Source organism: Microcoleus sp. A2-C3, from assembly GCF_036706065.1.
Lineage (GTDB): Bacteria > Cyanobacteriota > Cyanobacteriia > Cyanobacteriales > Microcoleaceae > Microcoleus.
The window spans coordinates 99462-125089 of sequence record NZ_JAUBVX010000004.1 but is presented as its reverse complement, the minus strand read 5'-3'; the positions used below and the strand labels follow the sequence as shown (position 1 = coordinate 125089).

Below are 25628 nucleotides of genomic sequence, written 5' to 3'. Positions count from 1 at the left end.
TCGCATTGCTGATTTTTCGTCTGACGCACCCTACGGGCGTGTTAGTAGGATACGCACCTTACCCTTCTTTTCTTCAGTCCGCGGAGGCGGACATCGTTTGTGTAGGGGCGGTTTCAACCGCCGACTCTTTCCAAGATTCTATAAGTCGGGTAGCGCGTCAAACCATTTTACACAACTTTTCAAACACCCCATACATATCACCAGCAAACTTTTTCGGATTCCACAGCGGCGACAAATTAGCTGCGTCTTTAGATTTCACTAACTGTGATTTAATTGCCTTTCTCAAATCACCATCTTTACCCAATTTTACACCCAAATCCACATATTCCGACCAAGACCAAGCCACACCAGTTTCAATTCCCAAAGCCTGCAAAAACGAATAACCCATTCTCGACAAAAACTGCTCTCCTGTGCGAGTCACCACAGGCAAATTAAACCACAAAGCCTCTAAAGTGTGAGTACCTCCATTGTAAGGATAAGAATCTAACAAAACATCAGCCAGCAAATAGATAATTCTGTGCTCTTCCTCCGTAGCAAACCTCGGCAAAAACTTAATTCGATGCCGGCTAACTCCCTCAGCTTCGCAAGCTTGATGATACGCACCCTCAAACACCGCAGCATCGCCCAAAGCTTTGTGAATTAAAATACTGTTCGGAACTTGTTTGAGAATCGCAACTTGTGCTTTTACTAAGTCGCGATTAAATTTTCTGCCCGGAGCGACGCACAGGTAAACTATCTGATCCAAACCGATCCGATTCGACTTTCTCAATGCCACCGGATCGACTCCATACCTCTGAAAACCTGATACCGCTACAAAGGAATCCGGCATCCTAATTAGTTGCTCGTCATAATATTTTTCCCTACCTGCTGGGTGCGAGTACCAGTCTGTTAGAAAGTAATTTTCCGGTGATATGTAAGGTGCATCAAATCCGAGCCAAGAAACACAAACTGGCGCGGGTTTTTGATGAAGAATATCTGCGTGAACTGGTACGCTGAGAGAATCTAAATCGACTAAAATATCCAATTCATCTTGCTGAATTTGGTTGATAATTTCTGCGGAATTGGCAAGTCCGTTGGGGTAAGTTTTTGGGAAAGTCAGTTTACCTAAGCTGTCAAATTGCTGAGTGCGATCGTCAGGAACAATTCTTTCGGAAGCGTATAAATACACATTGGGTGTGAGCTCCGACAATTCGCGAATGATGTCAGCGCTGCACCAACCTACAGAATGGCGGCTGAAGTGATTGGATAAAAAGCCGATTTTTAATTTGCTATTTGTTGGCTTGAGACTGTAATTTGCGGGTTGAGAAAAATTAGGTTTGATACATTTTTCGGTGTACTTTTGGGCAATTAATTTGTAAAGTTGAGAGTTAGCTGCCAAGTCATCTCGCAGATAGGGCGTGCTGAATAACAAGTTTGCATAAAGCGATTTAATTTCTACCGGGCTAGCCGTTTCTAAGTTGTTCTGCAAGTACGATTCTAGTTCTAAAAATCGATCGCCTGCAATTTGATTCAATCCCGACACTTGATAGGTGCTGACGTAGTAAATCGCCGTCATAATTGGATCGGTTTCGGCGCACATTTGGCTGTATGCGTGTACGGCGAGGCGCGCGGCAGCTAAATCGCTAGTATCTCGGAGGATGCCGCACAAATGTTGGTGGGCGGCAATAAAATCTGGTTTAATTTCTAGGGCTTTTTGCAGGTTGGGTATGGCATCTTTAAATTTGCCTTGGTGGCGCAAAATTATGCCAATTTGACAGTATGCTTCGGGTAAATCGGGTTTGAAAGCGATCGCCCGCTGCCATGCAGCTACAGCCTCATCTAACTTCCCTTGCCGCGCTAATTTATCGCCTAAATTTATGTGAAAATCTACCTGAGCCAGATGGGGATTGAGTTCTAGGGCTTTTTGCTCGTAGGCTACGGCTGCATCCGATTGCCCCTGCTGCTTCAGTGCGCTTGCCAAATTCCAGTAAGCAGCAGCCAAAGTTGGTTTAAGTTCGATCGCCTTTTGGTAATTGACAATCGCCTCCACCAAACGCCCTTGCTTGTAGAGCATACTGCCCAAATTAGCATAGGCCTCAGCAAAATCGGGATTTAGGGCGATCGCCTCCGAATAAAACCGCATCGCCTCCTCAATTTGGCCGCTGGCTTGCTGCACATTACCCATTGTCACGTAAGCCGCCGCCCAATCCGGTTGCAATTCCAGAGCTCGGCGACAAGCAGCGACGGCGGCTGCTAAATTGCCTTCAGAGTAATACATTTCTGCAACGACAGTCAGCGATGCAGCATCTTCAAATTGGGGTGTTTCGGATTGGTTGCGAAAATCGGAATTCATTTGGCGGCCTATGTGTGCTATCAAGTTAAAGGTTGAATCTATATTATTTTGCAGAGTACCAGTTTTACCGGAATTACGCGCGATCGTCACAGAGAATTTATGAGCGACAAGCAAGCGACACAGCACCAACCTAACATCAAGTGGAAGCCAAACCTCCTGCTGGGGATACTCTTGTTAGCCTTAGCAATCCCCTTGCCTTTTGCCCAAAAGACTCTGGCACAGCAGCAAACAGCGAACTTTCGGCAGCGAGTATTTCAAACTGCTCTTTATTTCACCTTATATTTTGAGGGCGGATTCAGCAATCACCCAGCCGATAAGGGCGGCAGAACCTATCGAGGCGTTCTCCAAACAGAATACAACTCGTACCGCTACAGTCGCGGGCTGCCGCCCCTCGACGTGACGCAAATGTCGGAAGCAGAGCTCCTAGAAATTTATAAATATTACTGGGATTCTAGTCTTTCGGGAACTATGCAGCCTGCTTTGGCGATCGTCATGTTTGACACCGCAGTTAATTTCGGTATTAATAATTCTATTACATTTCTCCAGCAAGCTTTAGGATTGCCACAAAGCGGCGTTTTTGATTCACGCACCAGGGAAGCGTTGAAAGCCGCTAATAACAAAAATACAGCGCTGCAAATGATTAACGAACGGATTATTTACCGCTACAAACGGGTGCAAGAAGATCCGAGTCAAATGGCTTTTTTCCGGGGTTGGCTGAGCCGCGATTACAGTTTGTGGGGCTACGTTAACAAGATGAAAAATTAAGCACGGCGGTTGAAACCGCGTCTACACAAACGATGTCCGCCTCCGCGGACGAAGAAAATAAAAGGGTGGTTGAAACCGCCGATTTTTATTATATTCAACCAGTTTCGACAGGTTTTGTTAGACAAAACGCGGTTGAAACCGCCGTCCTATATTTTGCTAATACATCAACCATTTGTCAAGTCAATCGAGTTCAGAAAAGTGATAATTTTGATTTCTAAAAGTCAGATTTATCAAGATATATTTCAATAAATTAAAAGGTCAGTAAATTTCAACTAAACCGCCTATAACAGAAATATAAAAACAAAACCTATAGCGCAAGCACGAGTAATACCATTTTTCTAAATATGTGCTATAGATGAAGTCCGAAGCCCCCCCTTAGTAAGGGGGGGTTGGGGGGGGTAATATCTAGCGCTACTTTATGAAATTGGTATAACTTAAGCCATAAAACTATGACAGTAGAAGAAGCAATAAATTTTTTAGACAATCTGGTTTACGAACAAACCCAAAAACGCCTAACTCGGTTGCAACAGTCGATCGCGCGAGGCGTTTTAGGGGGTTTGACATACCAAGAAATTCAGCACAACGATCCGATCGCCCGTGGCTACACAGTGGGCTACCTGGGCCGCTATGTCGGCTACAACTTGTGGAAAGACCTCACCAAGGTACTGAAGCAAGCAGGAATTATTGAACCAGAAGAAAGAGTAGTCGGAGCAAATCTTTGGGACTGCATCATCAGAGGTGTACAAAAAGACACGCAACCAGCTCAATCTCTCGATCCGATATTGGGAAAGCTACTGCGGATGCGTTACCGAATCCGAGAACATTTGGCGAGCACCGAGTACAGCGATACCTATCTCGCTGAAGATGAAAATTTGCCCGATCGACCTTTGTGTCTCGTCAAGCGCCTAAAAAGCCAGTCAGACAGAACCAGCCAGCTATTCGATCGAGAAACGCGAGTGTTATATCGCTTGGGAAAACACGATCGGATACCGGAACTGTTAGCTCGATTTGAAGAAGATGGATATTTTTATTTGGTCTATCAATTCATCGAAGGAGAACCCCTATATCAAGAATTAATCGAAGGTCAACCCTGGGAAGAACAGCGCGTTATTGCTTTGTTAAAAGATATCTTAGAAGTGCTAGCCTTCGTTCACAAACAAAATGTAATTCACCGCGACGTTCACCCTCAAAACTTAATCGAGCGCGCATCAGACGGCAAGATTGTATTAATTGACTTTGGAGCAGTCAAAGAAATCAACAGCTCCCAAAATAGCACAGGTCAAACGCGATCGCGCGGAGGCACTCAGCAAGACTACATTCCCCCCGAACAAGCCATCGGCTCGCCGAAATTTTGCAGCGACATCTATGCTGTCGGAATCATCGGGATTCAAGCCTTGACAGGGATGCGGCCCAAACAACTCAAAGTCGATAATTTAGGCAATCTTATATGGCAGAAAAATGCAACTGTAACCCCGCAGTTTGCTAGCATTTTAGACCAGATGGTGCTGTACGCTTTCCCGCAACGTTACCCATCAGCAACCGAAGCTTTGGAAGCACTTCAACAGTTGACAGTTGACAGTTGACAGTAATCATTGGTCATTGGTCATTAGTCATTAGTCATTAGTTAAAGAACGAAACCCAAGACCATTGATGTAAGATTTGATACCAAAATCCGGTTTTAATACGACCTCTTGAGTCCGCGAAGGCGGACTTTGTTTGTGTAGACGCGGTTTCAACCGCTGAGTCTTATTTGGACGGATGAATCGGGCGATCGCTAATTTCCCCGCAAGAAGGAACAAAGAACAAGGAATTTTTGGTTCTAACTAACAATCAAGAAAAATTATGGAATTCTGCCAAATACCTTCTACACCAGAACCTTTGATTTTCAGTTGACACTCTCTCTCAAGTTAGATAAGATAATTAATATTTTATGCTATGCAGTTTTAACAATATCTTAAGCAGCTTTGTATAAGGGGCAACAATATAACTATAGTGTTTATTGCTACCTTAGATACGTAGAAAAACAAATAATTTGAGGTATCGAGAAATTGGAACGTTTTTTACCCGCACCAGCGCAGTCACCCTCAACCACAATTGTTGCACTCCAGTCTTTTGCCAAAAAAGCTGGAATTGCAGTAATCGCGATCGGCTGTACAGTCATTTTGGGTTGGATATTCGACCTCCAACTCTTAAAAAGCATTCTGCCCGGACTCGTGACAATGAAAGCCAATACAGCCGTCTGCTTTATTTTGGGCGGGCTTTCTCTGTTCCTCCAACAGCGCAGCCACAGCGAATTAACAACAACAAAATATCAAAAAAACTATAACTTTTTAAGTTATAGCAGTTCATTTTTACTTATATTAATTAGCCTACTCACCCTCGTTCAATATAGCTTTAATTTAGACTTAGGCATTGACCAACTACTATTTAAAGAAGGTTACACCCTGACAAGCCTCTCAACACCGGGACGCATGGCGCCGAATACTGCTGGTGCTTTTTTATTGCTGGGAACAGCCCAGTTGCTGCTGTCAGAACGGCGGCCTAAATACTTGCGGGTTCAAATCTTAAGCTGTTGTGCATTTTTAATTGCATTTCTGGGTTTGATAGGCTACATCTACGGCAAAGCTTTATTTTACCAAATTGGCGATAATACAGGAATGGCTTTGCACACTTCCGTAGCATTTATGTTGCTGAGCCTCGGAATTTTATTTGCCAATCCAGAGCGAGGATTTATAGCAGTAATTGCCAGCGATCGCGCGGGCGGCGTTATGGCGAGGCGCTTATTGCCCCAAGCGATTGTTATCCCGCCTTTAGCGGGTTTATTCATCATTTCAGGAGATCGATTTAAAGCCTACGAACCAGAGCTAGGACTATCGCTATTAAGTGTATTAAACGTAATTATTTTTACAGTTTTGATTTGGCAGAATGCGAAGACTCTTTGCACGGCAGACCGGAAGCGCCATCGAGCAGAAATGGGATTGAGAAAAGCTAAATTAGACCTAGAAACTCAAGTAGAAAAACGGACTCTCCAACTGCAAATTACCAACGAGCAATTGCAGCAACAAATTCTCGATTCTCAAACAACAAAGCAGGCGCTCCAAAAAAACTACAACCTGTTCCTGACAGTCATCAACAGTATGCCAACAGCCCTGTTTGTTAAAGATATTCATGGCCGTTACACGATGCTAAACGCTGCGGGAGCGAGTATAATTGGCAAGTCAGAAGATGATATTATCGGCAGAGATGATAGCGAGTTATTTCCGGCGGAAATTGCAGGCAATATTAAGAAAATAGACCGCCAGATAGTGGCAGCAGGAAAAACGCAAGTTATAGAAGAAGAACTGCCAGTTAAAGGCAATTTGCGGACATTTCTTTCTACAAAAAACGCTTACCGGGACTGGCAAGGAAATATCAGCGGTATAGTTAGCATTTCGCGGGATATTACTGAGAGCAAAGAAGCCGAAGTAGCCAAAAACAATCTGGTAGCAATTCTGGAAGCAACGCCGGATTTTGTAGGTATCGGCGACCTCGAAGGACGCGCAGTTTACATCAACAAAGCAGGCAGAAAAATGGTGGGTATCGACGAAGACGCAGATATATCCCACCGACAAATTGCAGAATTCACAGCAGCGTCAGCCCGTAGCACTTTGAATGAAGCGATCGCCACTGTAGCTTCCGGGGGCGTTTGGAACGGAGAAACAACCTTTGTGTCAGCATCGGGCCTGGAAATTCCCGTCAGCCAAGTCATCATCTCCCACTCCGCATCCGGCGACAAACTCGGATACATTTCCACGATCGTCCGCGACATCAGCCATCGCAAACAAGCTGAACAAGCGCTGCAACTCTCTCAAGCTCGTTTCGCCGGCATTGTAGAAATTGCCGACGACGCGATTATTTCCGTGGATGCTGATCAAAAAATTATCCTGTTTAACCAAGGTGCAGAACAGATTTTTGGATGGAATGCTGCTGAGGCGATCGGGCAATCCTTAAGCCTGCTGTTGCCCGAAGCTTTCGCCGTCAGTCACAGCCACCTCGTCAGTAATTTCGGGGCTGGCGTTAAACAAGCCCGAAAAATGGGCAACCGCAAAGAAATTTTAGGACGCCGCCGAGACGGTACAGAATTTCCCGCCGAAGCTTCTATTTCCAAACTCGAAGTTGCAGGCGAAATCATATTCACAGCTATTTTGCGCGACGTGACAGCCAACCGAGAAGCCGAAGAATTGGTGCGTCTGAGCGAGGAAAGATATCGATCGCTAGCAATCGCCACCGCACAGATGGTTTGGACGACAAACGCTAGCGGATTCTTCGACAAACCTCAGCCGGATTGGATGGCTTACACGGGCATGAGCTTGGAAGAGATGACGGACAACTGGATAGAAGCAGTGCACCCAGAAGACCGCGATCGCACAATACAAGCTTGGACGCGCACCATAGAAACAAAAAGTCTCTACGAAATCGAACACCGCTTGCGGGCAGCAGACGGCAGCTACAGACACTTTTGGGTGCGCGCCGTCCCCGTTTTGGAAGCCGGCGGTATCGTTCGCGAATGGGTGGGAACTCACACCGATATTAGCGATCGAGTGCAAGTTTTGGCAACGATGGAACAATCAGCCGCACAATATCGATCGCAAGCAGTCCAGCTCGAAAAAGCTCTCCGCGACTTGCACCAAGCTCAAACTCAACTAATCCAAACCGAAAAAATCTCTTCACTCGGCCAGCTAGTCGCCGGAGTCGCCCACGAAATTAACAACCCGATTAGCTTCATTTACGGCAACATCACCCACGCCAGCGAATACGCCACAGACTTGCTCAGTTTGCTCCACCTTTACCAGGAAAAATACCCAAATCCCCTCCCGGAAATTGCCGAAGTAACGGAAGATATTGAAATCGACTTCTTAATGGCAGACTTTCCGAAGATTTTGGAATCAATGAAAGTAGGAGCCGATCGCATCCGCGACTTAGTTGTATCCTTGCGGAACTTTTCGCGACTCGACGAATCGCAGATGAAGCTAGTAGACATTCACGAAGGAATGGAAAGCACTTTGCTAATTTTGCAGCACAGGATCAAAGCTAATGCAGGTCGTCCGGCTATTAAAATTATCAAAGAATACGGCAACTTTCCAAAAGTCGAGTGCTATCCAAGTCAGCTCAATCAAGTATTTATGAATCTTATAGCAAATGCGATCGACGCCCTGGAAGAATACAACAGCCAGCGTTCTTCCCAAGAAATATATGCTCATCCCAACACAATTCGGATTAGCACCAGCGCGAATTCAGACACAGCAACAATTCGGATAGCCGACAGCGGCAGCGGAATCAATCAAGAAGTCATTAGCAAGTTGTTCGACCCATTTTTCACTACTAAACCCGTCGGTAAAGGCACCGGATTGGGACTGTCAATCAGCTATCAGATTATAGTTGACAAACACCAAGGCCAATTGCAGTGTGTTTCCGCTCCCGGAGAAGGTGCAGAGTTTATCGTAGAGATTCCGATTTCCCAGAAAGTATTAGCCCTGGCTGCGGAAAATATAAAGGAAATGGTCATTAGTCATTAGACAGTTGACAGTTGACAGTTGGCAGTTGACAGTTGGCAGTTGGCAGTTGGCAGTTGGCAGTTGGCAGTTGATGGTTGTCATTAATCATAAATTTCTCAACGTCTCCCCATCTCCCCATCTCCCGTCTCCGTCGCGCGATCGCCCAAAATCGAAATAATTCTTTACAATAAAATAGTAAATATAATTATTAACTTAAAAAAACCCCTTGAAAATGCCTGTAAACCAACTTTCTGCAACCACAGCCTCCACCCAAACACCAACACTCGACTATGATATCGCGATCGTCGGAGGCGGCATAGTCGGCGCCACCTTAGCCTGCGCCCTCAAAGATTCAGGATTAAAAATCGCCATAATTGAAACCCAACTCCCCGCAGCAGCAGCAGCCAAAAAACAAGCCTATGCAATTACCCTACTGTCGGGAATGATTTTAGAAGGTATCGGCGTGTGGGAGCAAATATTGCCACAAATCACCACCTTCGAGCAAATTAGCCTCTGCGATGGCGACTATCCCGGTGTCGTCGAATTCCACCGCCCAGACTTGGGAAATACTGGCAAATTGCCGGTACCAAAAACAGCTTTAGGTTACGTTGGCGAGCACCGAGTCATGCTATCAGCTTTGCAGGAATCTTTGGCAAAAAACCCTAATTTTAATTGGGTTTGTCCTGCGGAAGTAGTCGAGGTAAAATATTTAACTAATTCGGCTGCAATTCTAATCAAACAAGACGGCGAAACTCGGACAATTCGCACCAAATTATTAGTTGCCGCCGACGGTTCGCGATCGCGCATCCGCACCGAAGCCAACATCAGCACGCGCGGCTGGAAATACTGGCAATCCTGCATTGCTATCACCATTAAAGCAGAAAAACCGCACAATGATATTGCTTTTGAGCGCTTTTGGCCGAGCGGCCCGATGGGAGTCTTACCATTACCGGGGAACCGTTGTCAAGTAGTTTGGACAGCACCCCACGCGGAGGCAAAAGATTTGCAGTCAATGGACGAAACAGAGTTTTTGACTTTGTTGGAACAACGCACGGGCGGGATTTTGGGCCGCTTGAAGTTGGAGAGCGATCGCTTTTTGTTCCCGGTGCAGTTAATGCAGAGCGATCGCTACGTGTTGCCCAGATTAGCGCTAATTGGCGACGCTGCCCACTGCTGCCATCCTGTCGGCGGACAGGGCTTAAATATGGGTATTCGTGACGCTGGGGCGATCGCCCAAATCTTGCAGCAAGCCCACCAAAAAGGCGAAGACATCGGCGATTTGCGAGTATTGAAACGGTATCACAACTGGCGCAAAAAAGAAAATTTAATTGTGTTAGGATTTACCGATTTCCTAGACAGATTATTTTCCAATACATGGCTGCCAATTGTCGCATTTCGCCGCTTCGGATTATGGTGTTTGCGAACAATTCCCCCAGTCCGATTTTTAGCCTTGCGCTTGATGACCGGCTTAATGGGCCGCCCGCCAAAATTAGCGCAAAACTAGGTTCGCAGTCAGGGCTTCAGCCCTCAAAATTTGTTACAGCGCGTCTATAGCGCTTCTCAAAAAAGTGAGGTCTGCCCAATGCCCCATGCCCCATGCCCCATGCCCCATGCCCCATGCCCCATGCCCCATGCCCCATGCCCCATGCCCCATGCCGCCCAGTCTTCTTCAAAAAGTCTCGTTTCCAGTTGGTTCTGGGATTGGGTCGCTCAGACCTAGCTTCTGATAGCGATAGGAGGCGACAACGGGGTAAACAATGCCACGCAGCCGATTTATTGCACCAACCGGACGATGGACTGCTAGACCGTTCCAAGGAGAAAATCGCAGGTTTTCACAGAAATCGTATTGTTTCTCAAAATTAATGATTTGATGCTTGACGGTGAGACGACCTACTGTGAAGAACGGAGATTCGCTTTCCTTCCAGAGAATCGTGGTATCGTCGATCGACATCTTGGAGTTAGTTTGGAATTGAATGCCAAAGTCCCAACAATATTGAGCATCAGGTTGGAAAAGGGCTTGAATGATGTCATCCCGGTAGTAATTGTCGAGTTTATTGGGATCTAAACCTAAAGCTTTGGCGCGATCGCTAAAAGGAAGTTTAGGAATCCCAGGTCGAGACTGGGATGCAATCTTGTTGTGCGGCGGTTCGCCTGAAACTGGAGTAAACGCATATTTAATCACAGCCGGATATTCGACAGGAACTAGACTCGTTTTGGAAGCATCAAAATCGGGTTTGAGACCCAAAGCAGAGGCTGAACTGCTCCAATATCGTTCTGTTAGTAAACTTTTTGGAGTCGAACTCGTACCCTTGAGGAGTGCTAAGAATTGCCTCGGATGTTGATACAACCACTTCTTTGTTGCCTCCTTCGACTCAACGACGGCAGAAAAAAAGCCGTAGTAATCTTTGATGTTTTCAACAAAGAAAAACGCTGAATTATGAACAATCAGATCCTGGGTTTTCGACTCATAGCTTTGCAGCAGTCGTTCCCCTTCAACTCCCATCACTTTCACTGCCATTGAGCGGGTGTCGGGTTCGCAATCATTTTTAGGTTGGAAAGCCCCGTTGGCAAATCGCAGCCAAACAGGATATTGCTTGGGCAAAGAGAGCAAGCCTTGCTTCAGGGAAATAGCATTGAGTTGCGAAGAAGTCAACGAGGCGCGTTTGTTCAACTCGCGTTTAATCGCTTCCTCATCAAAGTCAAAGATTTCGAGAGTTCCTTTAACAGCAGCGTGGCTTTTGGTGTGGGTATCTCGCAGCGCCCGTTCCTTGTCCTTATAAAGATTATCCATGCGGATATTGGTTTGCTCGACTAGGCGATCGCAATATTCGCGTTCATTCTGTTCGGGATATTCTGTAAACAACTTATTGCTCATATTTGCCTTGATGCGTTTGCTGATTAAACGGGTTTCCAATTGTAGCGGTAAAACGAAATTCGATAATTTTGACCTTGAGGAATGTTGCGGTGTACTACCTCAGAAAGCGTTTTGGTATTGTGAATAATTTCCCAGCCCACCGGCGAAAAAGTTTCTGGATTGAAGATATTTTCTGCTAATAAAGGATTGGTGAATGCTTGAGAAAACGCATCAATTCCGATTAATCGTCCCACTAAAGGAGGTAGGGCTGAGTTGGGACGCAAATCTTCGGCATAGAGTCCGACATAAAGCTCAAGATTGTCTACGTGTCCGTACAAATTTTTCAGTTCTCGTTGAACTCTTTTATTGCCACTAATCTGATCGAAATCGGTGACGCGCGGATACTTGCACAACTCGCGATAATCGTTGTAGCTTCTCAGTTTTGATTGACGAGCCATGCGAATACTAGCTAACTCGGTTGGTAACAGAAATTCAGGCGTATTGAATAAACTCAGTTGCGCGGCGGGTTGGGAACAACTTTCTTCAAAGATGCCTCCTAACCCCTTGCTGATAATCATGTTGTTGTTCCACATGGAGGCAGGCATGGGAACTGTCTGATCGTTGTGAATGAGAGTATCAGGCAGCATACTGTGCCAGCGGTATACCAAACTAAATTCTACCGACATCCAATTATGGCGATACCATTTTTCATTAGTGAAGGCCTGCGGATCGGTAAAGAATTGGAAGTGATAGGGAGTAATGTGGTTGATGTAATCTTCTAACACAATCCTGAGAAATTCAACCACTACAATGTTTCTGGCAGTTTGGAACAGACGTTCATCATCCCATGCTGGATAGTTTTCTGCTAAGATGTCGCAGACGCGATTGTGTTCTCTCAAGCAAAGAACGTTCAGCATGACATAGCCAATTTGCACGTTTGCCCGTTCTAATTCAATCCCCATCGCGAATAAACTTTGTTTTTTTTCGTGAGAGAATGTCTCGGATTTTGGGATGGAATTTTCGGTGTAAAGATGAGGTAATTCGGCGAATTCTTCTTTGGCTCGTCCATCCTCATCGTAGTAAAACGGAGGATATTCTTCGCCATTAATAAATTGGCTTTTCATCTTGCCGCCTTTGTGCGATCGCAGCATCTGTGTAATCTTTGGGTTCAACCCATAGACATTACACAAATCGATATGGTGGTTGGAAGTATTTTTACGGTGATCCTCGCGGGCTGTACGCAGAAAGCTGTCGGTGAACCACTGCACAAAATAGGGAAACATCAGTGAAGATTTGGGCGAGTATTGTGTCTCCCCGTCTTTGCGATACAAAATTTCCAAATCCTTAATCGGCGGCAGATTTTTCTCAAACTCTTCGGTAGGCGCTAAATTAATGCCGACGTAATTTTCATTAGTCAAGGGTTTCCAATCTAAAGGCGGCAACTGGAGCCCAGAGTAGGAGCGATCGATCAATGAATCCCAAGATGTGTAGGGAGACATCGTGCTAAACTGATAGGGACGAACCGGAATTTTATTGATGGCATTGTTAATCAGCGTTTTATTGACTTTTTTTGCAAGACCTGAATTGTTTTGAATAAAGCTCCAAATTGGCTTTAAACCAGTTAAAGCTGCCGTCTCCAGTTTGTTTTTAAATCCGTCCCGTGAAGTATCTCTTTTGGTTGCCATGATGGTTTTTCTTTCTCTGTATTTTCCGGTTTTAGGAGGTGATGCTGCTAATTTTTGAGGTTCTCGGTATTGCTCGGTTCTAGGTGGTGATGTTGCTAATTTTTCAGATTGTGATGCAGTCTTTTCAGCCTGCTGGATGGAATCAAGTTTTGGGAGATGTCGTTGTAGATTTTTGGGGCGGTAATCCTGGCGGGTTTGCAACCGCAAAATCGTGCTTTCATGCAGTTCTTCAATTGCATCGCTCACTTCACGCAACTTGATGCCTGCTAATTTAAAAACCCCTGGATTGTTATTAAAATCACACTCATAATTAGGATTGATACCTGTTGGAATGACGCTAGGATCGAATTCTAGCCCCAGTCCAAGGTTACGGGTTGAATCCAACATCCACTGCAAGGCGGCATCTGATAACCCACTGTATTCTTTCGTTCCACCGCCTACGCAGCTATGTCCGCCGGGAAACCAAACTTGAATTACCCGCTGGTTCTCAGTATCAGGATGCTTTTTCATGGGAGTTACGTCGAAAGCTTCGCGGATTTCGTCGATCGCCACGGCGTGCAACGCATTCTGAATCCCTTTATTTAAAGTTGTGTCGTGAAATCTGTAGCGCTTGTTGAGTTGTTCGTGAACCTGCTTGAAGGCAGGTAAACCAGGAATCCCCAGGGAACCGACGGTATCGAAACAACCAATCAAGGTAATCGGGACGCGATCGCCATAGGTGTCGCGGTAATCGGCAGCCATTTTATCTCGCGGTTTAACCTCTCGATGACGGTAAAGCTCGTAAGCTTCGTGGGTTTTAGTCACGTGAGGACGCGATAGAAGACCGGCGCAATAAATCATTCCCGCTAGACTTCTGACGGTGTAAGCACCGCGACTGAACCCGAATAGATAAATTTCGTCACCATCTACATAGTTGAGACTGAGGAACCGATAGGCATCCTCAATGTTGCGATCGATTCCGAGTCCCGTGGCTCCGCCTAAAATCTTTTGACTCTCGGTGCCAATGCCCTCGTCATAAAACACTACCTGTGGAACTCCATCACTTGCGATCGGTTTCACAGATTGAGCCAGCTTAACTATATTGCTTGGGTAAGGACTCGATAGCTGTTGCCAAGTTCCATCACAGCAAATAACCAGACGTTTCATGTTCCACCTCAAAAGCTTTAACTCGGCGTAGCGTACATTGCCACGCATCTTACAAGTTGAGTAGCTGCGTCAGCCTATTTATTTTACCAAGTAATTAACTGTTTTAAGAAAAACTTTAAAACCTGAAAGATGACGGGCTGACCGCAATAGTCTAAATCCCTATTTATACCAGTTCAAAAAAACCATGCAACTGTAGGAAAGCTGCAAACCCTTATGTGATAGATCATTCCCTATCTCCCATCGAAAATCCAAAATCTAAAATGGTATTACACTGCGATCTAAAATGGTATTACACTGCGATCGTAAACGGTCAATCCTTCGATCGTCGCATTCTTTTTCCCAGGATTAACTGCAACTGAGCCTGCAATGGTAGTCCTGCATAGTAAGTATGAACCGATTCCAGGTCAACGGCTGTCCTACCCTGGGATCGCGCAAGCCGATCACACGGGAGGATTTCAAGTAAACATCAACCTCGATTAGGATTGACACCCGGTTTGGCTCCACAGAAAACACAAATTGTTTGAATACGCCTTTGTTTATTCAATGTGAGTGACGTAATGACAAACAAGCACAGAACCAGAAAATTTTCATTGGCAATTAGGGAGAATCCACGGTTTCATTGTCATCCACGTCAAGTTGCGGTCGTACAGCCTTTTGAGATTGGAAGGTCTGAAAAAGTTCGTAGAACTCTTCATAGCTAACTTGTCCATCAGCACTGGTATCAGCTCGCTTCAACATTTCCTCAACCTCGGCATTCGTGACCAATGCATCAAGGCTGCGGATGCAAATGCTCAACTCCTCCAAACTGATGTAACCAGAACTATCGAGATCGAACACTTTAAAGCGTTCTAAAAGCCGTTTATCTTGATCGTCCATCAGATCCGACTCCAGCAAGGTAGCAAACTCTTCAAAGCTGATGCTGTTGCTATTGGGGCGACCTGTGATGATCTCTATCGCTTCCTGAACTCGTTGGGGCGAATACGGGCGACCCACGGCTTTCAATACAGAGCCCAGTTCTACCGCAGACAGGGAATTGCTACCATCTTTATCAAATTTCCTGAAGGTGTCTTTGCAAAAAGCAATCTGCTCGTCGCTCATCCAGTCAATATTGATGGGTGTGTCTGCACCTTCACGGGTGAGTTGGCGCTGAGTAGCGATGGAATCCAGGCGATCGAGGACATCATAGGCATGGGCCGTCGCTTGCCAAAGTCGGTTTGAATCGGTACCAAACCGCACGCTGCCGTTTTCGGCAACGAGGGGTAAATCAAAGCGCAGCGTTGAATCTTCCATCAGCAGCCGTCCGGCTGGGGAGGTTTCTCGTCCGTAGTAGTGGTCTCGATGGGGAAAGACGCCGCAAATGTTGATGATTTTCAGATGCTCTTCAAAGATAGTGCGAAAGATGTGGAATTCTGACTGCAAATGTGGCTCTATTTTCTCGTAGTAGACTACACAATGTTTCTGAGCGTCGAGATTTTCCTGGTGAGTCAGAATTAGACAAGGCATAAACAGGCACTCCTCTGGAGTTAGTTCCGCTTGCCAGTCGTGTCCCCGCTCGACAAGCTCCATTGCTTTTTTATCCCCGTCGTACATATGGATAGTGTGGCGATAGAGATTGCGGGGAAATTGATCCAGCAGGATCATCAAGGCAAGACAACCGCGAGGGGTTTCTATCCAATCGTCTAACTGACCTGCGATCGCCTGCTTTACCAGTTCTCCATACCGATTGCGAATTTCGTTATCCGTGTCATGACTTTTGCCAAACCATAGTTGCAGACACGCCATAGGATCGAGCTTGCCTGTGGCATCCCGAAGGAACATATAGTGGATGATTTGTTGCTGTATATCTTGATTCATTTTAGGTTCTCCTTTTTTGCTGTAATAGCTAAGAAAGCATTGATTTGATTTAGTGATTCAGGGTGCCGATAGTCCTGCAAAAGCAATGATAAAATTTGATATAACCCTTGCTGTATAAAGATCGAGAATGCAACAATCCTTACTTGTGCACCACGACCCTTTTCGCAGGATTAATTGGGCATTACTGAATGCAAGTTTAACATAATCCGCTCAAAGGTTGAAGTCTCGCTCTAAATTTTGAGAAATCATACCCATATTCCGCAACGCCGCAACTGAGCGCAATCATCCATCTCAACCAGGATTAGTTGCAAATAAGCTGAAAGCACTGATGGGAAAAGGAAACAAGGTAATAGTTCCTGTCACAGGTCAAGAAACTCGTGGTGATGCAAGGCGAGGTTGCATTTAAAATTTTGACGACTTTCTTGACACGAAAATAGAAGATTCTGAATCGCTTACAGAGGTTTTCGGAAAAGTCAAGAAAGCATTCGTTTACTTGACTCTTCTAGTTGCAAATAATCCGGGTCAAAAGGGATGAATGCAAGTTGGTTGCATTTAATCCAGGATTATTTGCAATAAATCTTGGCTGAAGCACAATTAGAGTTGCAAATAATCCTGGTTATAAAATGTCTTGATTGCAGACGATCGCGATTAGTATGGCAGGTCGCTACAGTTATGCGACTTCTACGAACACACCGCTACGGGCAAACTCTTCCTCTTCAGGCGTGAAGTGGGGCACTTTATCTGCAATCTCAGGGTCAAAACGGTATGTCTCCTGAAGGAATTGTCCGGCGATCGCAGCTTCCTCCAAATCCTTGATGTAATCTTGGGCTAGGGTGCAAGCTTCTCTCATACCTTGCTCGTCGCCCTTCTCCAACAGCTTTTGCAGCGTTGCTCTGACACCTGCTAAACGCGATGCTGGCTTGAGAAGCCCGTAGAGGCGGGATAAGCGATCGATCGAGATGCTGAGGTGTTTGAGCGCTTTGCTGCGCGCAAGTTCCGAGTCCAGACTAGGCCAGTAGCGGGTCGTGTAGAACGCTTTCTCATCCTTGTGATACCATTCTTCCGATCGAGCGATCGATGACGAGACAGTGTTGTGTAGTTTCCAGAAGAATAAACGCAGGGCAGAACCATCGACAACTGTAGACAGCTTTGCATCCATCGATACCTCAAAGTTATTAAGCTGGCGATCGCGCCCCAGCAAAAGATACTCCACCGGGTACATATCAACCTCTTTGTTCTGCACAACGTACATATTGAGGTGGTGGCGGCAGTAAGGGCAGGGATACATGGTAGCAAACAGCTTAAAGAAGTCCTTGAAGACTGCTACTAAGGCTTTTTGCTGCTTTAGGGGCTTGGTACAGACAATTTCCGCCGCAGTGTGGAAGAAGCGCCATACCCCAGGGCCGATATAGTAGGGGAAACTGACGCGCATCTGGGCGTCTTTGATGTCACTTCGACCCAAATACACATCAATGAATGACACATACTGGGAAAGCGCCCCAGACTCGCGCCCAAACTCTTGGCGTTCGCGCCGTTTCTGCACCCCATTCAGATAGTGGTGGGTTAAACGCCATGCCTGCATGATAGCCAGCTTTTGTTTTGGGCTGCATTTAGGAAAGTTTTCTGCCACATCCGCCCCATAGTGGCCAAATCCTCCAACGGATTTGGTGTTTTCGTACCATTGAGCTAATGCCGCTTCGTCAGGTACGGTGTTGCTTTGGATGTCAGCCGCCGTACTGACACTGAATGCCGCTAGCAGCTTCGGCATAAAATCCTCATACCAATATGCGACTGGCATCATCGCACCTTTGATTGCTTCTGAGGCATCGGAAATGATCACGCGGTTCCACTGCTTCAAATAATCTTTGGGATCGCCTTCAGATTTGGGGGGAGGTGGGGCAAGCTCTGCATTCAGTTCCATCTGCCTCAAGCGGTTGAGTTCGTTGATTGCCAGCACGCCTTCAGCGATGTCACGAAAGCTGAACTGCTTTTTCTTCATGGTGATGGCGAACTCGACACCTGCGGCAAACTTCTCTTTGACTGAGATTGAATTGCGACTGGCCTCCAGCATCGCTTTATCTTCAGCCCGCATCTCTGGTGTTTTTTCGATGGTGTTCCAGTTTTTGATGCGGTTTTGCAGTCGATCGTACTCAGAATCGATCGATTCAACGACTGCATTTAGCAGGGGATGGCAAGCTTTTTCTACGATATCTAAGCCTTTGTAAAGCGCGATCGCTTGCTTCACAAACTGCACAAAGTCGGTGATTCTATAGGGTAGGTTTCTCACGCGCAGGTGAGTTTCGTGGTTGGCGGAGAAACTCTCGCGGAAGCAGCGGTAGGCAGATCCTTGAATCAGACGGAACATACCGATTTGCATTTGCAGGCGCGAGGTAACGCGCTCTTTTTCCTCCTGTGGATGTTGCGCGAGCAGTTCTTTGAGTCGCGCTACCTCCGGATCGTCGCTTAGTGCTTCCTGTACTGGAGATTCGGCGGTTGTTAAAGTGGTTGTGTTAGTGGCAGCCAGTATTTCTTCTTCGGTGAGGGTGGCTGCATCGCTTGAAGTAGGATTCGTTAGGGTAATTGGCGAATCTTGAGAACTACTTATTTCTGATTCATGGGGGACGAGTTTCATGAACTCTTCAAAGTCAATTGAGGCATCGCCATCACCATCGACTTCTTCGATCATTTTTTTCAGTTCCTCATTAGTCAGCCCAAACTGACTCATGACGCTGTGCAGCTCGTTTGTTGTAATTTGACCGCTGCCGTCTTCGTCAAACACACTGAATGCCAGCTTGAGACGGCTTTTGCGATCGCCCTGCTGGGACAAAATTAGCGTTTTAAATTCCTCAAAATCGATACTACCCGACAAGTCAATGTCCACCTCCTTGACCATATCACGGAGTTCGATGTCGCTAGGACTCTGGCCGAGCGATCGCATCACTTGCCCCAGTTCCTCAGTTGAAATGGCGCCGCTACCATCTTCATCAAATACTTTGAAAGCTTCCCAGAGCTTCGCCACCTCTTCTTCAGTCACAACTTTGTTTTCAAGGCCCACAGGTACCATGAATCAATCCTCCCTAATGTTTTAATTGGGTCACTATTGGATCGAGGCGGTTCTCCTAAACCAGAGATTGCCGTATTCATTGCCGGAAATGCCGATCGTCAACATCGATCGGTAGAACATAACTGACCAACTCAGTGTATCCCGACAGGAGGCCACAATGAAGGATTAATTCGCCAAATTCTGCAAAATCGATCGTTCCACTTCGATCGCGATCCATAGATTTCTATAAAGCGGGTTCTGAAACCTCTAGATAAGTAGCAATTCGATCCACATCATGCGTCATGGCGATAATTTCTGCATATTGACGGATTGCTTTCTGATTAGTAGCCTCAAAATACTGCTGCCCTATCAAACACCAAATTACTCTTTGACAACATTCATTAACTCTTCAATCAAAACATCAAGGGTGCGAGCTATTTTTTGAATCGATGTGATGTCAACCGCGGCCAGCCCTTCAGAACGAGCATAGTGCCTGACTGTGCTGTACGGAACGTCCGGGCGATCGGCCACATCCTTGAGCGTCAATCCTTTTTGATCAGCCAATTCTCGAATTCGGAACCTAACTAATCCCATTCTGCCTATTGACAAACGATAAGTAAGCTGTTACTCATATAGATTGTGTATGGCGATTGAGGGGGAGAGGGGGAGAAAGGGAGAGGGTCCGATGGGGATCGGATTTTTGATTGTCATCAAAATATACAATTTAAATGCACAACAGCTTATCTATCGTTTAATATTTTTAGTAACAAAGACGATCGCCCTGAGATTTGATAAAAGGGCGATCGCCCAAATCTTGCAGCAAGCCCACCAAAAAGGCGAAGACATCGGCGATTTGCGAGTCTTAAAACGGTATCACAACTGGCGCAAAAAAGAAAATTTAATCGTGTTAGGATTTACCGATTTTCTAGATAGATTATTTTCTAATACTTGGCTGCCAATTGTAGCATTTCGCCGCTTCGGATTGTGGTGTTTGCGGAAAATTTCCCCAGTTAGGTTTTTAGCCTTGCGCTTGATGACAGGCTTGATGGGGCGGCCGCCGGAATTAGCGCAAAATTAGAAGAAACCCGGTTTTTTCCTATGTTGCTTGTCTTCTAGTGGTGTTGCCACAACCGCCAGGGGTTTCAACCCCTGGCTAATAGCGAAAGTCGGTTGAAACCGACTGAAAATCCAAGATAAAAATGAAAAACTCTTTAGTCCTCTTTAAGAGGACTTTTGCTATGAGACAGGGGTTGAAACCCCTGGCGGACTATCGTGCTAACCGAGGTTTCTCGCCACTCGCACCATCAAATAAACCGGGTTTTTTCCTCAATCTTTGCAATGTTGCGAAGTTGGTCGCAAAAACGCGGTACAATGATCCACTCAGATCGAACCCTGCCCTGACAGCAGTAAAAAAACCATGCAACCCGAACAAGAACAAGAGATTCTCAACCTGCGCGATCGCCAATTAACGCCCAAACAAATTGCCCGAAAGTTAGGATTGAAAGCATCCGAAGTCAGTACCTTTCTGATATCTCAGGCAGAACAAACAGCCCTCGCTAGCGCCGAAAAAGGAGAGTTATTGCCCGTTGCTCAATGTCTCGTGGATGTAAATTTTGCGAAGGTATTGTTAGGGAATGAAACCTCTGAAGCGAGCGGTTTGGGTTTAGTGATGGTTACCCGTTCCAAGGGATACAATCGTTTTGTTGCAACCTCTTATTTGATCGACTACTGGTGTTTGGGAGTTAAGGATACCATGCCGCCACGTAACTGCAACGATAGCCAATATAAAACTTTCATTGAGCATTGTTACTCGCCGTTTGGGGGACAATACGAGGAGATTAGTTTAGAGCAAGCACAAGCCCTGGTTTGGGGTGCGATCGCCTATGCCCGAAAATTAGGCTTTGAACCGCATCGCGATTTCGAGGAGTCGAAGGCTCATTTAGGAGAATCAACCAGCGAAATTGGCTTGAAATTCGGTCGTAATGGAAAACCTTGTTATATTGAAGGGCCTTACGATAATACAACGAAAATTATCAATGCGCTCAAAAAGTCTGCGGGAAACGGTAATTTCGATTTCTTGCACGGGATTGGGTAGAAATTGATACGGTTCAGTTAATCCCTAAGAGGTATAAAATCAGCGGTTATATTCCTAGTGTCCGCGCGCGATCGAAATATTTCGATTCCGTCAGGGTTTTTACGATTTTTACCAACAATAACGCAGAATCTCAAAAAAACCCGGTTTCTGGCCACCCGCGCACCATCTAAGAAACCGGGTTTTTACGATTTTTACCGACAGTAACGAAGTCTCTCAAAAAAACCCGGTTTCTGGCCACCGAGCCCATCTAAATCAAGAGCCGTTGTTTTTTCGTTGGGTTTACGTTAGGATATAGTAAAGAGGTGAAACTATGCAGATTACAAATAAAAAATTTAGGTTGCGAAGCGGTGCAAATTGGACATCGTTTGAGAAGTTTCGTTTGCAGGGCGCAGAAGCACTCAGTTCGATCGCCAATGGTGTCATTGCTACCCTCCAGACAAAAACAGGACAGTACCGCATTATTGAGGAACGTGACTTTCAAGCAATGTATGGACTAGCCCGTGATGTCGATCGGCTAAGGGGAGGATTGCGTGTCGTCATCTTGGCTGTGCGTGCGGCACAAAAACACCCCGATCCAGAGAATCTTAATCTACTTGCTGAAGCAGTTGCTATGCTGGGAGATTTGCCTGAGCTTCCTACCCGCAATAGCTTCGATGGATTAGTTCCAGAGAATTTAGACTTGGATGAGGATGATGAAGCGATCCTGTGATGCTAAAATGTGGCTCTTAGAGGATGAATATGAGCGTTTGAATAGTCGCATTTTACAAGAAGTATGAAACATAATAAAAGCTGGCGCTTTAGCGCGACAACGTATTTGGGTGTGGTGGGTTGATAACAGACTGACTCCAAAGTATCGTCAATGGATACAAGAATATCAGCAACAGGGCTTGGGAGAATGTATAATTTAGGGTAATTAATTCGGAGATTGTCATGCTGAGTATAGAGTTGGACAAGGAAACGGAAGCTTATTTAGTAGAAATTCTAGGAATGGAGAAAACTACAAGCGATGAATTAATTAAAAGCTTAGTTAAAGATCGCTGGCTGAGTTTACAACCGCGTCAAACTATTGTAGAAAGGCGTGGGGGACATCCCGAACATCTGTTAGAAGATGCGCCGCCCGGATTGTCAGAAAGGGCAAATCGGAAAAAAGCGATCGCAGCTTATTTGGAGAAAAAACATCCTGAATATCATCCCCAATGACTTATTATCCCATAATTATTGTAGATAGCGGAGTTCTAGTAGCTTACTACAGTGTAAAAGATAGCTATCATCAACAGGTGCGAGTCTTCTTTGAAAGATGTACAAGTAATCTGGTAACTACTGCTAGTTGTGCCACTGAGGTTATGTGGCTACTTAGTCAAGATTGGCGTACACAAAATGAATTTCTTCGCGATTTTGCGACGGAACTTTATGAATGTATCCCATTGCTTCCTGAAGATTTTTCGCGGATTGCTGAACTGAATGAACGGTATGCAGATTTGCCGGGAGATTTTGCTGATTTGTCTCTAATTGCTATTTCTGAACGGCTGAATATTCCGGCAATTGCTACTTTGGATAGTGATTTTGATGTTTATCGACGTTATCGAAATCAGGGTTTTGAACGAGTGTTTAGACCTGAAGATTGAAGTTATTTGTATCTATCTATCTATCTATCTATCTATGGAGAGTATTTAGATGAGCGGACTTTTTGAGATATTGAGTAAAATTCATAAAAAACCAGGAATGTATATCGGACGCGCTTCTGCAAGCGATCTTTTTATGTTTATAGTCGGTTATAGAACGGCGAGACGGGAGTTGGGATTTGAACCAACACAAAAAGAAATGGAATTTTATGGGGATTTTCAACCCTGGTTGCAAAAGCGATATGAAGTATCAACATCAGGTTCGTGGGCAAGAATAATCGAGTTTTATACTAACAATCAAGAACGAGCTTTTTATCGTTTTTATGAGTTACTTGATGAGTTTTTGCAGCGAGATAGCCATTCAGAAGTAGAGCAAGTTAAGGAAAAAGTCGGTAATGTAACAACTGGATAGTGACTTGTCAAGTTCTGGCTACCCGCGCACGATCTAAGAAACCGGGTTTTTACGATTTTTACCGACAATAACGCAGAATCTCAAAAAAACCCGGTTTCTGGCCACCCGCGCACCATCTAATACCAATTTTAAAAAAGAATGCGTATTCTTGTTCCCCCCCTTTACAAGGGGGGGCTAGGGGGGGTCGAAGAGTGTTGCACGATTTTAGAAAAATGGTATAAGAAACCGGGTTTTTACGATTTTTACCGACAGTAACGAAGAATCTCAAAAAAACCCGGTTTCTGGCCACCGAGCCCATCTAAATCATGATAAAATAAATTCCAGTGTTATTCACAACTCTCCACAATGGACGAAACCCGCGCCCAAGCTTATCTGCAACTAATTCACACCCTGCTGAATTGCCCCAACGGAGACGAACCGCAGATATTACAGGATAACTCCGAATTATTAGATCGCGGATTTCTGGAAGCTTGCGAGTTAGTAGCAGAAAACTTGACACAGCAAGGAGGCAAAAATGCAGCTAACTTCCTCCGAAATCTGGTCAGTCACCTAGCGCAATTCATGGATACGAACGATGACGGAGATAGCGATCGCTCTGAAGGAGAAAATCCCCAAGAGTATGCAAAATTTATCCTAGAATTATTGCAAGCAGAAGCTAGCAATGGCGATATTAGCTATACTAAAGTAACATACCCCATGCTCGAAGGACGGCAACATCTCCTCGATAGTCGTTTTGCCCAGAGTTTACAGCAAGTATCCCAGAGATTAATTACGGAAAACCCAAAAACAATTGAATTGATTGTCGCCCTTATTGAAAACTTGAGTATTCATATTAGTGAATATCCCTATGGCAATAGAGAAAATAATCTTGAAATTGCAATTACTGGTTATCAAATAGTTTTAAGTAATCGGGAACCGGGAAGCCAAAAGTTTGCTCAAACTCAATATAACCTAGCTAATGACTACAGTAACAGAATCAAAGGTTCGCGAGCGGATAATTTGGAACGGGCGATCGAGTTTTATGACGCAGCTTTAACAGTCTATACCCTAGAGGATTTCCCTAAAAATTGGGCAAATACTCAAAATTGCCTAGCTGCTGCTTACACTAACAGAATCAATGGTTCGCGGGCCGAAAATGTGGAACTGGCGATCAGCTGTTATCAGGCTGCTCTAACAGTTTATACTTTTGATGATTTCCGTGAAACATGGGCCAATACTCAAAATAGCCTAGCTGCTGCTTACACTGACAAAATCAAAGGTTCGCGGGCCGAAAATGTGGAACTGGCGATCGAGTTTTATCAGGCTGCTTTAACAGTTTATACCTTTGATGATTTCCCCAAAAAATGGGCAATGACTCAAAATAACCTAGCTAATGCGTACAAAGACAGAATTAGCGGTTTGCGGGCAAAAAATATGGAACAGGCAATCGGATTTTGTCAAGCTGCTTTAAGAGTTTTTACTTTTGAGGGTTTCCCCAAAGAATGGGCAAATACTCAAAATACTCTAGCTGTTGCCTACACTGACAGAATCAACGGTTCGGAGGCAGATAATCTGGAACTGGCAATCGGTTTTTGTCAGGCTGCTTTAACAGTTTATACTTTTGAAGATTTCCCCAAAAAATGGGCAATGGCTCAAAATAACCTAGCTATTGCTTACAAAGAAAGAACCAACGGTTCGCGGGCGGATAATCTGGAACTGGCGATCAGCTTTTTTAAGGCTGCTTTAACAGTTTATTTTGAGGATTTCCCCCAACAATCGGCAAATACTCAAAATAATCTAGCTATTGCCTACCGTGACAGAATCAAAGGTTCGCGGGCGGATAATCTGGAAAAGGCGATCGAGTTTTATCAAGCTGCTTTAACTGTTTATAAGCTTGAGGATTTCCCCGAAAAATGGGCAACGACTCAAAATAACCTAGCTGCTGCCTACAGTGACAGAATCAACGGTTCGCGGGCGGATAATTTAGAAAAGGCGATCGAGTTTTTTCAAGCTGCTTTAACTGTTCTTACGCTTGAGGATTTCCCCGAAAAATGGGCAACGACTCAAAATAACCTAGCTATTGCCTACAGTAACAGAATCAACGGTTTGCGGGCGGATAATTTAGAAAAGGCGATCGGCTTTTATGAGGCTGCTTTAACTGTTCGTACCCTTGAGGATTTCCCCGAAGATTGGGCAGGGACTCAAAATAACCTAGCTATTGCCTACAGTAACAGAATCAACGGTTCGCGGGCGGATAATTTAGAAAAGGCGATCGAGTTTTATCAAGCTGCTTTAACTGTTTATAAG

19 protein-coding genes are annotated in these 25628 nt (G+C 45.2%); 12 read left to right on the top strand and 7 right to left on the bottom strand.

Annotated elements, in window-relative coordinates:
- Positions 1-157: 157 nt before the first annotated feature.
- Positions 158-2332 (bottom strand): O-linked N-acetylglucosamine transferase, SPINDLY family protein, encoded by a 2175-nt coding sequence (locus QUB66_RS04205; RefSeq protein WP_332966483.1) that lies wholly within the window; start codon positions 2330-2332, stop codon positions 158-160.
- A 99-nt stretch (positions 2333-2431) separates the two neighbouring features.
- Between QUB66_RS04205 and QUB66_RS04200 the strand changes: the two genes are divergently transcribed.
- From QUB66_RS04200 to QUB66_RS04180, 5 genes are all read left to right on the top strand, one after another.
- The gene (locus QUB66_RS04200; protein ID WP_332966482.1) at positions 2432-3097 is read left to right on the top strand and encodes a glycoside hydrolase family 108 protein; all 666 of its coding nucleotides are present in this window, start codon (positions 2432-2434) and stop codon (positions 3095-3097) included.
- Positions 3098-3546: 449 nt separating this feature from the next.
- Positions 3547-4680: a serine/threonine-protein kinase gene (locus QUB66_RS04195; RefSeq protein WP_332966481.1), complete on the top strand. Its 1134-nt coding sequence runs from the start codon at positions 3547-3549 to the stop codon at positions 4678-4680.
- A 465-nt stretch (positions 4681-5145) separates the two neighbouring features.
- The gene (locus QUB66_RS04190; RefSeq protein WP_332966479.1) at positions 5146-8652 is read left to right on the top strand and encodes a PAS domain-containing sensor histidine kinase; all 3507 of its coding nucleotides are present in this window, start codon (positions 5146-5148) and stop codon (positions 8650-8652) included.
- Between the two features lie 4 nt (positions 8653-8656).
- Complete coding sequence (locus QUB66_RS04185) at positions 8657-8809, top strand: hypothetical protein (protein ID WP_332966477.1); 153 nt, start codon at positions 8657-8659, stop codon at positions 8807-8809.
- 54 nt (positions 8810-8863) lie between these two features.
- The gene (locus tag QUB66_RS04180) at positions 8864-10135 is read left to right on the top strand and encodes an FAD-dependent hydroxylase (protein WP_332966474.1); all 1272 of its coding nucleotides are present in this window, start codon (positions 8864-8866) and stop codon (positions 10133-10135) included.
- A gap of 165 nt (positions 10136-10300) precedes the next feature.
- Here the strand turns inward: QUB66_RS04180 and QUB66_RS04175 are convergent, their stop codons facing one another.
- The 6 genes from QUB66_RS04175 to QUB66_RS04150 all read right to left on the bottom strand — a co-directional run bounded on the left by QUB66_RS04175 (position 10301) and on the right by QUB66_RS04150 (position 19807).
- Complete coding sequence (locus QUB66_RS04175) at positions 10301-11506, bottom strand: catalase (protein WP_332966472.1); 1206 nt, start codon at positions 11504-11506, stop codon at positions 10301-10303.
- 23 nt (positions 11507-11529) lie between these two features.
- Positions 11530-14316, bottom strand: a complete 2787-nt coding sequence (locus QUB66_RS04170) for a phospholipase effector Tle1 domain-containing protein (RefSeq protein ID WP_332966471.1) — start codon at positions 14314-14316, stop codon at positions 11530-11532.
- Positions 14317-14913: 597 nt separating this feature from the next.
- Entirely contained in the window at positions 14914-16134 is a 1221-nt protein-coding gene (locus QUB66_RS04165; protein WP_332966470.1) for a DUF924 family protein, read from the bottom strand.
- 706 nt (positions 16135-16840) lie between these two features.
- Positions 16841-19234, bottom strand: a complete 2394-nt coding sequence (locus QUB66_RS04160; RefSeq protein ID WP_332971205.1) for an EF-hand domain-containing protein — start codon at positions 19232-19234, stop codon at positions 16841-16843.
- A gap of 76 nt (positions 19235-19310) precedes the next feature.
- Complete coding sequence (locus tag QUB66_RS04155; RefSeq protein ID WP_332966466.1) at positions 19311-19451, bottom strand: EF-hand domain-containing protein; 141 nt, start codon at positions 19449-19451, stop codon at positions 19311-19313.
- A gap of 143 nt (positions 19452-19594) precedes the next feature.
- Positions 19595-19807 (bottom strand): helix-turn-helix domain-containing protein, encoded by a 213-nt coding sequence (locus tag QUB66_RS04150; protein ID WP_332966464.1) that lies wholly within the window; start codon positions 19805-19807, stop codon positions 19595-19597.
- A 91-nt stretch (positions 19808-19898) separates the two neighbouring features.
- Here QUB66_RS04150 and QUB66_RS04145 point away from each other — a divergent pair, with 91 nt between their 5' ends.
- The 7 genes from QUB66_RS04145 to QUB66_RS04115 all read left to right on the top strand — a co-directional run.
- Positions 19899-20291 (top strand): hypothetical protein, encoded by a 393-nt coding sequence (locus QUB66_RS04145; RefSeq protein ID WP_442923276.1) that lies wholly within the window; start codon positions 19899-19901, stop codon positions 20289-20291.
- Positions 20292-20630: 339 nt separating this feature from the next.
- Positions 20631-21308 (top strand): DNA-binding response regulator, encoded by a 678-nt coding sequence (locus tag QUB66_RS04140; RefSeq protein ID WP_332966463.1) that lies wholly within the window; start codon positions 20631-20633, stop codon positions 21306-21308.
- A gap of 310 nt (positions 21309-21618) precedes the next feature.
- Complete coding sequence (locus tag QUB66_RS04135; protein WP_332966461.1) at positions 21619-22017, top strand: hypothetical protein; 399 nt, start codon at positions 21619-21621, stop codon at positions 22015-22017.
- A gap of 221 nt (positions 22018-22238) precedes the next feature.
- A complete protein-coding gene (locus QUB66_RS04130) occupies positions 22239-22508 on the top strand; it encodes a hypothetical protein (RefSeq protein WP_332966460.1) in 270 nt (89 codons plus the stop codon).
- Entirely contained in the window at positions 22505-22933 is a 429-nt protein-coding gene (locus tag QUB66_RS04125; RefSeq protein ID WP_332966458.1) for a type II toxin-antitoxin system VapC family toxin, read from the top strand. Before QUB66_RS04130 ends, QUB66_RS04125 begins: the two co-directional genes overlap by 4 nt.
- Before the next feature lie 49 nt (positions 22934-22982).
- On the top strand, positions 22983-23342 hold the full coding sequence (locus QUB66_RS04120; protein ID WP_332966455.1) for a hypothetical protein: 360 nt from the start codon (positions 22983-22985) through the stop codon (positions 23340-23342).
- 345 nt (positions 23343-23687) lie between these two features.
- On the top strand, positions 23688-25628 hold a 1941-nt coding region (locus QUB66_RS04115), incomplete at its 3' end, for a tetratricopeptide repeat protein (protein WP_332971204.1).

Bases quoted from the DNA above. Each gene is read 5' to 3' on its own strand.
- QUB66_RS04205 (WP_332966483.1), bottom strand. From the start codon at position 2,332: ATGAATTCCGATTTTCGCAACCAATCCGAAACACCCCAATTTGAAGAT.
- QUB66_RS04200 (WP_332966482.1), top strand. From the start codon at position 2,432: ATGAGCGACAAGCAAGCGACACAGCACCAACCTAACATCAAGTGGAAG.
- QUB66_RS04195 (WP_332966481.1), top strand. From the start codon at position 3,547: ATGACAGTAGAAGAAGCAATAAATTTTTTAGACAATCTGGTTTACGAA.
- QUB66_RS04180 (WP_332966474.1), top strand. From the start codon at position 8,864: ATGCCTGTAAACCAACTTTCTGCAACCACAGCCTCCACCCAAACACCA.
- QUB66_RS04175 (WP_332966472.1), bottom strand. From the start codon at position 11,506: ATGAGCAATAAGTTGTTTACAGAATATCCCGAACAGAATGAACGCGAA.
- QUB66_RS04170 (WP_332966471.1), bottom strand. From the start codon at position 14,316: ATGAAACGTCTGGTTATTTGCTGTGATGGAACTTGGCAACAGCTATCG.
- QUB66_RS04165 (WP_332966470.1), bottom strand. From the start codon at position 16,134: ATGTTCCTTCGGGATGCCACAGGCAAGCTCGATCCTATGGCGTGTCTG.
- QUB66_RS04160 (WP_332971205.1), bottom strand. From the start codon at position 19,234: ATGGTACCTGTGGGCCTTGAAAACAAAGTTGTGACTGAAGAAGAGGTG.
- QUB66_RS04155 (WP_332966466.1), bottom strand. From the start codon at position 19,451: ATGGATCGCGATCGAAGTGGAACGATCGATTTTGCAGAATTTGGCGAA.
- QUB66_RS04150 (WP_332966464.1), bottom strand. From the start codon at position 19,807: ATGGGATTAGTTAGGTTCCGAATTCGAGAATTGGCTGATCAAAAAGGA.
- QUB66_RS04145 (WP_442923276.1), top strand. From the start codon at position 19,899: ATGGGGATCGGATTTTTGATTGTCATCAAAATATACAATTTAAATGCA.
- QUB66_RS04140 (WP_332966463.1), top strand. From the start codon at position 20,631: ATGCAACCCGAACAAGAACAAGAGATTCTCAACCTGCGCGATCGCCAA.
- QUB66_RS04135 (WP_332966461.1), top strand. From the start codon at position 21,619: ATGCAGATTACAAATAAAAAATTTAGGTTGCGAAGCGGTGCAAATTGG.
- QUB66_RS04130 (WP_332966460.1), top strand. From the start codon at position 22,239: ATGCTGAGTATAGAGTTGGACAAGGAAACGGAAGCTTATTTAGTAGAA.
- QUB66_RS04125 (WP_332966458.1), top strand. From the start codon at position 22,505: ATGACTTATTATCCCATAATTATTGTAGATAGCGGAGTTCTAGTAGCT.
- QUB66_RS04120 (WP_332966455.1), top strand. From the start codon at position 22,983: ATGAGCGGACTTTTTGAGATATTGAGTAAAATTCATAAAAAACCAGGA.